At 40.4% G+C, this 12,290-nt stretch carries 13 protein-coding genes; 5 read left to right on the top strand and 8 right to left on the bottom strand.

Annotated features, from left to right (window positions below):
* Positions 1-2 precede the first annotated feature (2 nt).
* Both ACHFIZ_RS02240 and ACHFIZ_RS02245 read left to right on the top strand, forming a co-directional pair.
* The gene (locus ACHFIZ_RS02240; RefSeq protein WP_410882438.1) at positions 3-638 is read left to right on the top strand and encodes a thiamine phosphate synthase; all 636 of its coding nucleotides are present in this window, start codon (positions 3-5) and stop codon (positions 636-638) included.
* Between the two features lie 55 nt (positions 639-693).
* The gene (locus ACHFIZ_RS02245; protein WP_410882440.1) at positions 694-1,968 is read left to right on the top strand and encodes an MFS transporter; all 1,275 of its coding nucleotides are present in this window, start codon (positions 694-696) and stop codon (positions 1,966-1,968) included.
* Here the strand turns inward: ACHFIZ_RS02245 and ACHFIZ_RS02250 are convergent, their stop codons facing one another.
* The 8 genes from ACHFIZ_RS02250 to rplM form a co-directional block, all read right to left on the bottom strand.
* The gene (locus tag ACHFIZ_RS02250) at positions 1,969-3,717 is read right to left on the bottom strand and encodes an ABC transporter ATP-binding protein (protein WP_410882442.1); all 1,749 of its coding nucleotides are present in this window, start codon (positions 3,715-3,717) and stop codon (positions 1,969-1,971) included. It lies immediately after the preceding gene.
* 44 nt (positions 3,718-3,761) lie between these two features.
* A complete protein-coding gene (frr, locus tag ACHFIZ_RS02255; RefSeq protein WP_410882444.1) occupies positions 3,762-4,325 on the bottom strand; it encodes a ribosome recycling factor in 564 nt (187 codons plus the stop codon).
* 18 nt (positions 4,326-4,343) lie between these two features.
* A complete protein-coding gene (gene pyrH / locus ACHFIZ_RS02260) occupies positions 4,344-5,048 on the bottom strand; it encodes a UMP kinase (RefSeq protein ID WP_410882446.1) in 705 nt (234 codons plus the stop codon).
* Between the two features lie 23 nt (positions 5,049-5,071).
* Positions 5,072-6,193 (bottom strand): N-acetylglucosamine-6-phosphate deacetylase, encoded by a 1,122-nt coding sequence (gene nagA / locus ACHFIZ_RS02265; protein WP_410882448.1) that lies wholly within the window; start codon positions 6,191-6,193, stop codon positions 5,072-5,074.
* Positions 6,194-6,266: 73 nt separating this feature from the next.
* Positions 6,267-7,103, bottom strand: coding sequence for a translation elongation factor Ts (tsf, locus tag ACHFIZ_RS02270; protein WP_410882450.1), 837 nt, complete (start codon positions 7,101-7,103; stop codon positions 6,267-6,269).
* Positions 7,104-7,202: 99 nt separating this feature from the next.
* The gene (rpsB, locus tag ACHFIZ_RS02275; protein ID WP_410882451.1) at positions 7,203-8,030 is read right to left on the bottom strand and encodes a 30S ribosomal protein S2; all 828 of its coding nucleotides are present in this window, start codon (positions 8,028-8,030) and stop codon (positions 7,203-7,205) included.
* A gap of 18 nt (positions 8,031-8,048) precedes the next feature.
* A complete protein-coding gene (gene rpsI, locus ACHFIZ_RS02280) occupies positions 8,049-8,435 on the bottom strand; it encodes a 30S ribosomal protein S9 (protein WP_410882453.1) in 387 nt (128 codons plus the stop codon).
* Positions 8,436-8,446: 11 nt separating this feature from the next.
* Positions 8,447-8,890 carry a 50S ribosomal protein L13 gene (gene rplM, locus ACHFIZ_RS02285; protein WP_410882455.1) on the bottom strand — a complete coding sequence of 148 codons (444 nt, stop codon included), beginning with the start codon at positions 8,888-8,890 and terminating at the stop codon, positions 8,447-8,449.
* Positions 8,891-9,605: 715 nt separating this feature from the next.
* Between rplM and ACHFIZ_RS02290 the strand changes: the two genes are divergently transcribed.
* The 3 genes from ACHFIZ_RS02290 to ACHFIZ_RS02300 all read left to right on the top strand — a co-directional run bounded on the left by ACHFIZ_RS02290 (position 9,606) and on the right by ACHFIZ_RS02300 (position 12,202).
* Positions 9,606-10,016: a hypothetical protein gene (locus tag ACHFIZ_RS02290; RefSeq protein WP_410882457.1), complete on the top strand. Its 411-nt coding sequence runs from the start codon at positions 9,606-9,608 to the stop codon at positions 10,014-10,016.
* A 25-nt stretch (positions 10,017-10,041) separates the two neighbouring features.
* Complete coding sequence (locus ACHFIZ_RS02295; protein WP_410882459.1) at positions 10,042-11,565, top strand: LruC domain-containing protein; 1,524 nt, start codon at positions 10,042-10,044, stop codon at positions 11,563-11,565.
* Between the two features lie 85 nt (positions 11,566-11,650).
* Complete coding sequence (locus tag ACHFIZ_RS02300) at positions 11,651-12,202, top strand: fasciclin domain-containing protein (protein ID WP_410882461.1); 552 nt, start codon at positions 11,651-11,653, stop codon at positions 12,200-12,202.
* Positions 12,203-12,290: the final 88 nt, after the last annotated feature.

Genomic DNA, 12,290 nt, shown 5'->3' on the forward strand with positions numbered 1-12,290 from the left:
ACATGAAGAAGTTCATTGAAAAGCTGCAGTTTATCACCCATGATATTGAACAACACACGCACATAGAGCAAGCAAGAATTGCTTGTGAGGCAGGTGCCAAATGGATCCAATACAGGTGCTTAACTAAAGGCGATGATGACCTTCTAAAAGACATCAATGTGATTGCTGAAATCTGTGACGATTGGGGAGCTACTCTGATCGTTACAGATCACATTCACCTGAATGGAAAAGCAGATATCCAGGGTTTTCATATAGAAGATATGGATGCTGATTTCACAGAGCTAAGAACAACACTTGGTGAGGCAGTAACTATTGGGGGATCTGCAAATACCGTTGATGGTCTCCTCCGACTTGCCAATGAAGGCGCCGACTATGCCGGCTTTGGTCCATTTAAAGTGACCACAACGAAACCAAACAACGCTCCTTTATTGGGAATTGAAGGTTACGAAAATGCAGTTATCATATTGAAAAATCAGAATATTAAAATGCCATTTTTAGCTGTCGGAGGTATTAAACTAGAAGATTTAGAGGCTATAATGGCAACTGGTGTATTTGGCGTTGCAGCATCTTCAGCCATCAACCAGGCTGAAAACATGAGAGATGCATACCTTGACTTCTACGACAAAGTCATATTTTAACTTATCTTCGCAACTGATTTACTGATCACCTACCTTTGCGCAAATTCTCTGCAAATTGGATACTATAGACCCGATAGAAAAACCAGATCCGTACGCGGCGCTTCGTTACCCCGAATTCAGATCCTATCTAGGCATGCGTTTTTTCTTTACATTCGCTTACCAAATGCAAGCTGTAATCATCGGCTTTCACATCTATCACCTGACAAAAGACCCATTGGCACTTGGCTTCGTCGGCCTTTGCGAAGCGATCCCGGCAATCAGCATTGCACTATATGGAGGATATGTGGCAGATAAATCAGAAAAAAGAGGGCTCCTGTTAAAGATCTTTTCTGGTGTATTTCTTTGCTCACTGGTGATGCTCATCGTGACTACCAAGCAAATGCAAGTGTACGTTCCAACGAGTTCAATCATCCCGATCATGTACCTGATGGTGTTCGGAATAGGTATTGCTAGAGGCTTTTTTAGTCCTGCTACCTTTTCCCTGATGGCACAAATCATCCCTAAAAAATTATATCCCAATTCTAGCACCTGGAACAGCTCGAGTTGGCAGGCCGCATCTATACTAGGACCCGCGGTAGGTGGATTAATATATGGGTTTTATGGAATCACAGCAACTTATGTGGTAATAGTTACCTTCATACTGATTGCGTTGATATGCATCTTCTTCTTGAAACCACATGAACCGACTTTTATCCCGAAACAAAGTATCGTTACCAGTTTAACCGAAGGCGTTAAGTTCGTGTTTAAAAGTAAAATGATGCTGGGTGCAATGAGCTTAGACCTCTTCTCCGTGTTCTTCGGTGGCGCTGTTGCACTCCTACCTGTGTTTGCAAATGACATATTAAAGGTAGGTTCAGAAGGCTTAGGATTTATGCGTGCGGCTGCATCAAGCGGCGCAGTAATTACGATGTTGGCCATGACCCGCTTCTCGCCAATGAATAAACCCTGGAGGAACCTGATCATTGCTGTGATTGGTTTTGGAACAAGCATCATCTGTTACGGACTATCCAAAAGCTTTTACCTCACATTGTTTTTCTTGTTTATGGAAGGCGCATTCGACAGCATCAGCGTAATCATACGCTCTACCATCATGCAGTTACTAACTCCTGATGAAATGCGTGGGCGTGTCTCTGCGGTTAACAGTATGTTTATCGGTTCTTCCAATGAAATCGGTGCTTTCGAGTCTGGGTTAACAGCTAAACTGATGAGAACAGTGCCAGCAGTTGTATTTGGTGGAAGCATGACAATCCTCATTGCGGGAATCACTTACTTCAAGACCAAAGAGCTTACAAAACTGAGCCTACAGGAAATTAATGAGCAGACAGCCTAACTAAACGCTCTCCCGCTCACCAATCTGTTGCCTCCACATAGCGTAGTATAAGCCGTTTCCAATCACTAACTCGTCGTGTGTACCTTGTTCTATCACATTACCTTTCTCCAGCACATAAATCCTGTCTGCATGCTTTATGGTCGACAACCTATGCGCGATCAAAATGGTGATATGATCCGTCAAGTCTGATACATCTCTGATCGTTGCAGTAATTTCTTCCTCGGTCAATGAATCCAAGGAGGAGGTCGCCTCATCAAATACCAGGATATCAGGATTACGAAGCAAAGCTCTTGCAATAGATAAACGTTGCTTTTCACCACCAGAAACCTTTACACCACCTTCTCCAATAACGGTGTCCAAACCCTTTTCTGCTCTAGCAAGCAGGTTCTGACAAGCGGCCTGATTGAGTACTTTCAAACACTCTTCATCACTGGCACCTGGTCTAACAAACTGAAGATTCTCCCGGATCGTACCTGAAAACAACTGTGTATCTTGTGTCACGAAACCTATTTTCTCTCTCAAAAGATCCAAGTCAATATTTTTACTACTTACACCGTTGTACTTAATGTCACCGGATTTAGCATTATACAGGCCCACCAGTAATTTAACAAGGGTCGTTTTGCCGGAGCCTGAAGGGCCTACAAACGCTACGGTTTCTCCTATATTGGTATGGAAACTAATACCATTAAGCGCATTAGTTGAAGCTGATTGGTGCTTAAATCCTACGTGATCAAACTCCAGCTTAGTGATTTTATCTACATGAACAGGATGATCGGGTTTCTTGTCCTTAGGCATAGACATGATTCTTGAAAAGTTGCTTATCGAAATCTCTGTTTCCCTATATACATTAATAATGTTTCCAAGCTCCTGCAAAGGACCAAAAATAAAGAAGGAGTAAATGAAAAGGGAGAAGAATTCCCCAACGCTTATACGACCAGCGAAGATCAAGTACATCATCAGAAATAGCAGACCATTCCTTAATAGGTTCACAAAAGTTCCTTGGATAAAGCTTAAGCTCCTAATGTACTTCACCTTTTTCAACTCCAGGCCCAGAATTTTAGTTGTAGTCGTATTTAGACGTCCAATTTCTTGTTGCGCCAAACCCAAGCTCTTTACCAATTCAATATTTCTAAGAGATTCTGTAGTAGAACCAGCAAGCGCTGTCGTTTCATCAACAATACTTCTTTGTACGACCTTAATCCTTTTACTTAACAGAGAACTTAAGATTCCCAATAATGGGATGAACGAGAAATAGACCACAGCAATCACCCAGTAAACTGTAATTGCATACACTGTAACGAATATTATCCCGATTAAACTCGTAAATAACACGTTTATTACTGCCTGAACCAACTTCTCTACATCCGTCCTTACCTTTTGCAGAATACCTAAGGTCTCCCCACTTCTTTGATCCTCGAAAACCTGATACGGCAATTCCAACGAGTGAGCGAGCCCATCTGAGTAAATCTTTGCACCCAGTCGCTGTGTAATAACGTTTACATAATAATCCTGAAAGGCTTTAGCAATTCTTGAAACCATGGCAGCGCCCATAGCCAATAAAATCAATACCCCTGCGCCCTTAATAAACTCTTGAGTAGTAAAACTCTTATAGTTGGTCACGTACTTGTCTATGATCAAACGGAATACGTACGGGTCCAGGAAAGAAAAAATCTGATTGATTGCGGCAAGAAAAAGCGCCAGAAGGATTAGGCTCTTATAGTTTTTTAAATAGCTAAAAAGTATTTTCATTAACTTGTTATTCGGTTATAGAAGATCAGGTGGGTGATTTCTGTTTATACGGTCATCACGTCTTTCTCTTTTGCTTCAGAATGTTTATCAACCTTAATAATGTAAGCATCAGTAATCTTTTGAACTTCTCCCTCACCAGTTTTGATTTCATCATCAGAAACGCTCTCACCTTTCAATTTTTTGATCTTTTCGTTCGCATCCTTACGGATGTTACGTACGGTGATGCGACCTCTTTCTGCTTCTTCTTTCACTTTCTTCACAAGATCTTTTCTTCTTTCTTCAGTAAGCGGCGGAACAACCAATCTGATTACTATACCATCATTTTGAGGATTGATGCCGATGTTCGCTTCCATTATCGCGCGCTCAATAGGCACTAGTAACGACTTTTCCCAAGGTTGAACAAGCAGTGTACGGGCATCGGGAGTATTAATGCTAGCTACCTGGCTTAGGGCAGTAGCGCTTCCATAATAATCAACCATAATACCATCGAGCATCCCTGCTGATGCCTTACCGGCCCGGATTTTTGTCAATTCCGATTCACAATGATTAATAGCTCTATCCATAGCGGCTTGAGCATCTTCTAACTGTTTCTTTATGAGGTCATTCATACTATATGCTGTAATATTTTATCTAACTAAGGTACCGATTTCTTCGCCATTAGCGATTTTCATGAAGTTTCCGCTCTTGTTCATATCAAACACAATGATTGGAAGCTTGTTCTCTTCACAAAGCGTAAAGGCAGTCATATCCATTACATTCAAGCTCTTATCGTACACTTCCTTGAAGGAAATCTCTTTATATTTTGTAGCCAATGGATTCTTCTCAGGATCTGCAGTATAAATCCCATCTACACGAGTTCCTTTTAAGACAACATCTGCTTTAATTTCAATTGCACGCAACGCAGCTGCCGAATCGGTAGTAAAATACGGATTCCCAGTTCCAGCACCAAAGATCACAACTCTTCCTTTTTCTAAGTGACGAACGGCTCTTCTACGAATAAAGGGTTCACAAATTTGCTCCATCTTAATCGCGGTAAGCAATCTTGTCTTCAACCCAACTTTTTCAAGGGCATCCTGTAAAGCCATACTGTTGATTACGGTAGCAAGCATTCCCATATAGTCAGCTTGCGCACGATCCATACCTGATTTCTCAGCACTAAGACCTCTGAAGATGTTCCCCCCACCAATAACAATTGCAATTTGGAGGCCTTTATCATGAACAGCTTTGATGTCTTCTGCGTACTTGCGTACCATCTCATTATCAATTCCGTATTGCTTATCGCCCATCAGCGATTCGCCACTTAACTTTAACAGGATCCGTTTATACTTCATGGCCTCAAAAATAGCTATTTGTTTTAATTTATAGTGCTCAAATGTTCAGCGCCATTCACAAAAACCTTCTGCAAGCTTAAATTTTGATCTAAAAACAAAAGGTTAGCTATCCTCCCAACACTTAAACTACCATATTTTTCCTCTATCCCCATTAGTCGGGCAGGATTTATTGTTGCCATAGCCAAGGCCTCCGGCAACGAAATACCACAGTGCGAAACACAGTTTTGAACCGCTTTTAGCATCGTAATGTTTGAACCCGATAGTGTACCGTCTGGTGTAATAAATTTATCTCCATTCAACTGATGCTGATAAGGTCCGACATTACAAGTCGTAACTGCATCAGTAATTAGAAACAACCGCTCACCCATTAACCGGTGGCTAAGCTTAACCATTTCGAAATCAACGTGCCGACCGTCCGCAATGATACTGGCCATTGCAGTATCATGATTTAATACCGCGACAGGCAAATTTGGCGCACGGTGGTGTATCGAAGGCATGGCATTGAACAAGTGGGTAGTTGTACTGAAACCGCGACTATAAGCCAAAGAAGCCTGCTCAAATGTAGCGTCGCTGTGGCCAAGGGATAGCACCACATCCTGTTGCTGCAAATAGTCTAGCACATCATCATCCTGAAGTTCAGCAGCAATTGTCATCATCTTGACTACCCCCTCTGCACTTTCTATTAACAGTTTCACTTCTTCAAGCGTCGCCTTCTTTATATAAGCCTCGATATGAGCACCCCTGCGCTTAGGATTTAGATACGGCCCTTCCAGATGAAGACCAAGGAAGCCTTTGGCATGCCTTCTATATGCTCTAGCCGCTGCAATAGATGCTGCTACTATTTCGGGGGCATTAGTAGCCACACAAGCAAGAAATCCTGTAGTTCCTTTACTGGAAAGATCATCATCCATCTGAGCCAGTGTTTCAGCAGTAGGGTAGGCCGAAAATAGGTTGCCTCCACTTCCATAAATCTGAAGATCTAAAAGCCCCGGTGTAACAAAGCACCCTTTCGCATCTATAACCTCCGCGTCTTCTGGTGGGGAAACATTTCCCACATCAACGATAACATCCTCCTGAATCAGGATGGTCTGATTATTTAGCAGCATCTTATCAATAAAAAACTTACAATTTATAATCGCAATCATAAAAGTAAATATAATAAAAAAGGTCCCTTACCAATGGCAAGGAACCTCTTATATCTAAACTAAAATCCTAAAATTAAGATCCCAATTGTACGCGTTTGAATGAAGTAACGGTCAAACCTTTAGCAGTATCATCTAAGAACTTACGAACATCTTTCGAAGAATCTTTAACGAATTCCTGATTCAACAAAGTACTGTCTTTGTAGAATTTGTTCAATTTACCAGCTGCTATTTTTTCAACCATTGCTTCTGGTTTACCTTCAGCACGGATCACTTCTTTAGCGATTTCAGTTTCACGTTCGATAGTAGTGGCATCAACGCCATCTTTATCTAAGGCAACCGGATTCATTGCAGCAATTTGCATTGCAACATCTTTACCCGCATCCTCAACACCTGCAACATCCTGGTTCAAAGCCACCAACACACCCAAACGGTAGTTGCCATGGATGTAAGGAACGACTTTTTCGCCTGATATAGTTTCAAATTTAGAGATACCAATTTTCTCACCGATTTTACCTGTGTATTCAATGATTACATCAGAAACCTTATGACCATCAACTTCTAAAGCCAAAAGCTCTTCTAAAGTAGCCGGGTTTTTCTCGATAGCTAAATCTGTAAATTTATGAGCCAAAGCAACAAAATCAGCATTTTTAGCAACAAAATCAGTCTCACAGTTCAATTCAACGACAACACCACGCTTACCATCAGCAGTTGCTTTAGCAATAACAACGCCTTCGTTAGAATCACGATCCTGACGAGAAGCCGCTACTTTAGCACCTTTCTTACGTAAATAATCAACGGCTGCTTCAAAGTCTCCGTTTGCTTCCACTAATGCTTTTTTGCAGTCCATCATACCGGCACCGGTTTGTTGGCGTAATTTATTTACATCTGCAGCAGTAATTTGTACTGACATTTTAGTTTTCTTTTTAAGTTATGATTTAAAAATTATGGGTTGTACAGTATTGTTGTAAGTAAACCCTTCAACGCACCATACAACCCAAATTATACTATTTTAAGCTTCTTCGCTAGTACCTTCTTCTGTGGTATCAGCCTCAACTTTTTTTCTTCTTGAACCAGGAGCAGCAGCTTCCGGAGCATCAGCAGCAGCTTTAGCAGCTACAGCTTCCTTTTCAGTTTCTTCGTCCTTCTCACGTTTACGCTCGTCCAGACCTTCTTCAATTGCTTTGATAATGATATCAGTAATTAAAGAGATAGATTTAGTAGCGTCATCATTCGCAGGAATTGGAAAATCGATGTTTGAAGGATCAGAGTTAGTATCTACCATTGCGAAAGTTGGAATGTTTAATTTCAACGCCTCACTAACAGCGATGTGTTCCTTTTTAACGTCAATTAAAAAGATAGCAGCTGGTAAACGGTTAAGATCCGAGATACCACCTAATAAGCTTTCCAATTTGATACGCTCACGTTGGATCATTAAACGCTCCTTTTTAGAAAGGATTGAATAAGTACCGTCTTTAGTCATCTTATCGATGGTTACCATCTTCTTGATTGACTTACGTACAGTAGCAAAGTTAGTTAACATACCACCTAACCAACGCTCAGTTACGAAAGGCATATTTACTTTTTTAGCTTGCTCAGCAACGATTTCTTTAGCTTGTTTCTTAGTCGCTACAAATAGGATCTTACGCCCAGATTTCACGATCTGTTTGATCGCCGAAGCAGCTTCTTCAGTTTTAGTTAAAGTTTTATTTAAATCTATAATGTGGATACCATTGCGCTCCATGAATATGTAAGGCGCCATTTTTGGGTTCCATTTACGGGTAAGGTGACCAAAGTGTACACCTGCATCCAATAAGTCTTGATATGTAGTTCTTGCCATTGTTTTGTCTCCTTAAGATTAACGTTTACTGAATTGGAATTTCTTACGTGCTTTCTTGCGTCCTGGTTTCTTACGCTCAACCATACGCATATCACGGGTCATTAACCCTTTAGCGCGTAATGCTGGTTTTTTCTCAGCATCTAATTCAACAATAGCTTTAGCAATAGCTAAACGAACAGCTTCTGCCTGACCTTTAACACCACCACCTGCAACATTTACTTTAACATCATACTGACCAACTAGTTCTGAAACTGTGAACGATTGATTAACAATGTATTGTAATGGCAATGTTGGGAAATATTCTTTGTGATCTTTACCGTTAACGGTAATAATGCCGCTGCCTTCTTTTAAATAGATACGAGCAACAGCAGTCTTTCTTCTTCCTGAAGTATTAGTAACTGACATTTCTTCTTTAATTAAAGTGTAATGGTTTTTGGTGATTGTGCTGCATGAGGATGTTCTGTCCCTGCATAAACATAAAGGTTGGTGTACAATTTAGCACCAAGTTTAGTTTTAGGTAACATACCACGTACCGCTTTCTCGATAACACGTTTTGGATGTTTAGCCATTAACTCTTTAGGAGAAATGAAACGCTGACCACCTGGGTAACCCGTGTAAGAAGTATAGATCTTCTCTGCGAATTTGTTTCCGGTCAACTTAATCTTGTCTGCATTGATAACGATCACATTATCGCCGCAGTCTACGTGTGGGGTGTACTCAGGCTTGTTTTTACCACGGATGATCATTGCGATCTTCGATGACAAGCGCCCCAAAATCTCGCCTTGTGCGTCAACAACAACCCACTGTTTGTTAACAGTTTTTGCATTGGCAGAGACAGTTTTGTAACTTAACGTATTCACTTGCTTGTATTTAATTTGTTAAACAATTATTTATTCCCCATATTTTTAGGGACTGCAAAGATAGCGTAATATCTGTTATTGTCAAATAGTTGGCGAAAAAATCTTAAGATCTATATTTGTTATGGCAATGCTTTGATGACAGTCTATTTTAGGCTCTGACCCAGTAAGGATAGTAACGTCCTTTTAGGTAAATATGACCTCAATAGAATATAACTCGTAGTTAACCAGGATTTCACAGGGGCATTCTCCCTGTTACGTCCCTGTTACCTCCCTGTTATGTCCCTGTTATCTGCCCATAATTACAAACCAGATCTATACTCCAACTAAACTCTGGGTTATTCTTAGAGTAATTAAAAAGCAATTTACAGTTTTTATAGGATTGATACTTCCATTTTTAAGATACAATTATCAGCTACTATTTGAGCATAACCAAACCGCCTAAAACAACTTCATCACCCAACCTCGTAATTAAATAAAAAGCAATTCCATTTAATATTAAATTATCAATAAATAAACTTACGTTTATGTAGGATTATTATAAATTAAAAATTCACCATAATAGTTTATTTATTGGGCAAGAAAGAGACAAACTTCCCCAAATGATAACAATACTTGGGAACCCATTTTTCCTAACCACCTGTCAATAAAATATATAACTATTGGATAGGCAATTGCAGTGACCAAATCACCAAAAGCACTTTAAAATCACCAAACTATGATTAAAAAATTCCTCATCATCGCGTCCATCGCATCGGTTTCCTTGGCCTCTTGTAAAAAACCAGCTATCGAACCCCCGATTGAACCCGCTAAAACGACCAACGCAATATTAGCGCCTGTAGGATTTAAATGGGAAAACTCCAGAAACTTAAACCTCAGCATCAGCATTGCGGAGAATAAGTTCCCCGGCAAGCTGTATGTGGTAGCGATATATACATCCGATGGCGTAGCCGGAGGCAAACTCTTGGCAAAAGGATCATTGACAGTCATAACAAGATTTAAGACTAAGCTATACCTCTCAAACCAAGTAACAGAGCTTTACATCGTCTGTATGGCACCAGACAAAACAATCACAACAAGAAATATAAAGGCAGGCACTGCAGATCTGGACATTAATATGGGTGCTTAGTTCAAATCAGTATTAAATCAACATCATGAAATTTTCAAGTTTCGCAGCAATCGCTGCACTATTACTTATATCTTCCATTAACGCGACTTTTGGACAATATGCACCCTCAATCGATGATGCACAAAGCTTTGCTGTTTTAGCCTCATCTACCGTTACAAATAATGGCAGCACCGTGATCAATGGAAATGCTGGAGTTAGCCCTGGTAGCGCGATTACTGGCTTTCTACCTGCTGAAACCATTTCAGGCGCGAAATTTTCCAGCGCATTGTCGCAGGCAGGAACAGCTCAGAAAGATGCACAACTGCACATTGATAAATTAGCAACTTTTACTATTCCTGTAGAAAACGACTTAACAGGCAAGGACCTTGGTTCTCTAACATTAAAACCAGGAACCTATAGTTTCCCTTCCTCTGTTGGGATTACAGGAACCCTTACCTTAGATGACGGCGGAGACCCAAACGCAGTGTTTGTATTCAAAATAGGTTCAACACTCACTACAGCCGCCCGCTCTAAAGTAATCATGAAAAGCGGTGGTAAAGGGGGGCCAAACGTATTTTGGTATGTCGGCTCATCGGCTACTATTGGGACCTACAGCACGTTTGTAGGAAATATTATTGCTACCGCGAGCATTGCCATGATGACCGGCGCGACTACAACTGGCAAATTAACTGCCTTGACTGGTGCGGTAAATATAGATATCAATATAGCTCTTGATTTGTCAAAAGAATTGGCAGACAGAGATGGAGATGGTATTCCAGACTTGATGGACGATTTTCCGGACGATGCTGATAAAGCTTTTAAAAGTTTTTCTTCTTTAGGGGAAGGTTCAACAATAGGTTTTGAAGATCAATGGCCTGTTAGAGGCGACTTCGATATAAACGACCTTGTAATAACGTCTAAATACACCGTTATCACGAATGCTAAAAACATAGTTGTTCAGGTGATCGGAAATTATATGTTACAGGCTGCAGGTGGTTCAATTGACAACGGTTTTGGCGTCATGTTCCCGTTAGACCGATCCGAAGTAGTTAAGATTGAAGGCGCGGTCTTAGAAGAGAACCAAAGTAAAGCCGTAATTATACTTTTTGAAAACATGCACAAAGAAATGGCAAATGGGAATACAGAACCCGGTAAACCACAGTCGGAGGCAAAAGAATACACGGTTAAGTTCGACATAAACAAGGGTCCACTTTTAGAAGATTTCGGGCTGGAATTCAATCCCTTTATATTTTATAAAGTAGGTAAATCCAGGCACGAAGTTCATATGGCTGGCAATGCCCCTACAGACCTCATCGACAAAAGTCTTTTTGGAACTAGCGACGATAGTAGTGATCCGGCTACTGGGCGTTATTATGTAACAAAAACTGGACTTCCTTATGCTATTGCAGTACCGGCAAGCAAATTTCAATATCCTATTGAAGGAAAAGATGTAACACTCGCTTACCTACACTTTGCGGAATGGGCAGCCAGTGGTGGAAAATCTTTTGCAGATTGGTATGACAACGTAAGCAAGGGTTATAGAAATCCAGAATTCATATACAGCAAATAACTTCAACTTATTATTGATTTTCAACATCTGTAATTTTCTCTTGTACGTAGATTATGGTATCAAAACTAAAATACTTAGAAATTTTATGAAAAAAATTATTTTATCTGTTGTTGCCATAGCAGCTTTGGCATTCACAACACCAACATTCGCACAGAAAAATCCAATGGTCGGCGGTGCAGCAATGTATGCTACTAAAGACATTGTAGATAACGCTGTAAATTCAAAAGACCATACCACATTAGTAGCTGCAGTAAAGGCAGCAGGTCTTGTGGAGACATTAAAATCTGCGGGTCCATTCACTGTTTTTGCACCTACAAATGCTGCATTCAAAAAACTTCCTGCAGGAACCGTTGAAACAATATTAAAGCCAGAGAATAAAGCGACACTGACAAAAATTCTTACTTACCATGTTGTTGCTGGCAAAATGACTTCTAAAGACATTGCCAAAGCGATTAAAGCTGGAAACGGAAAAGCGGTGTTTACAACCGTTGCTGGTGGAAAACTTACAGCTTCAATGAACGGTAAAAAATTAATCTTAACAGATGAAAAGGGCGGCAAATCTACCGTTACTATTGCTGATGTTATGCAAAAAAATGGAGTAATACACGTTATCGACACCGTTGTAATGCCCAAATAACATTAACCTGCCTACAAATCTTGTCAAAAAGGTTTGCTGATAGATAGCTGGTGTACTGAAAAGTTGCCGGCTTTTTTTTATTCGAGCT

The organism is Pedobacter sp. JCM 36344 (genome assembly GCF_046546555.1).
In the GTDB taxonomy this organism is placed as follows: Bacteria; Bacteroidota; Bacteroidia; order Sphingobacteriales; family Sphingobacteriaceae; genus Pedobacter.

Coding starts and splice junctions, on each gene's coding strand:
- ACHFIZ_RS02240 (WP_410882438.1), top strand. CDS start 3: ATGAAGAAGTTCATTGAAAAGCTGCAGTTTATCACCCATGATATTGAA.
- ACHFIZ_RS02250 (WP_410882442.1), bottom strand. CDS start 3,717: ATGAAAATACTTTTTAGCTATTTAAAAAACTATAAGAGCCTAATCCTT.
- frr (WP_410882444.1), bottom strand. CDS start 4,325: ATGAATGACCTCATAAAGAAACAGTTAGAAGATGCTCAAGCCGCTATG.
- pyrH (WP_410882446.1), bottom strand. CDS start 5,048: ATGAAGTATAAACGGATCCTGTTAAAGTTAAGTGGCGAATCGCTGATG.
- nagA (WP_410882448.1), bottom strand. CDS start 6,193: ATGATTGCGATTATAAATTGTAAGTTTTTTATTGATAAGATGCTGCTA.
- tsf (WP_410882450.1), bottom strand. CDS start 7,103: ATGTCAGTACAAATTACTGCTGCAGATGTAAATAAATTACGCCAACAA.
- rpsB (WP_410882451.1), bottom strand. CDS start 8,030: ATGGCAAGAACTACATATCAAGACTTATTGGATGCAGGTGTACACTTT.
- rpsI (WP_410882453.1), bottom strand. CDS start 8,435: ATGTCAGTTACTAATACTTCAGGAAGAAGAAAGACTGCTGTTGCTCGT.
- ACHFIZ_RS02290 (WP_410882457.1), top strand. CDS start 9,606: ATGATTAAAAAATTCCTCATCATCGCGTCCATCGCATCGGTTTCCTTG.
- ACHFIZ_RS02295 (WP_410882459.1), top strand. CDS start 10,042: ATGAAATTTTCAAGTTTCGCAGCAATCGCTGCACTATTACTTATATCT.
- ACHFIZ_RS02300 (WP_410882461.1), top strand. CDS start 11,651: ATGAAAAAAATTATTTTATCTGTTGTTGCCATAGCAGCTTTGGCATTC.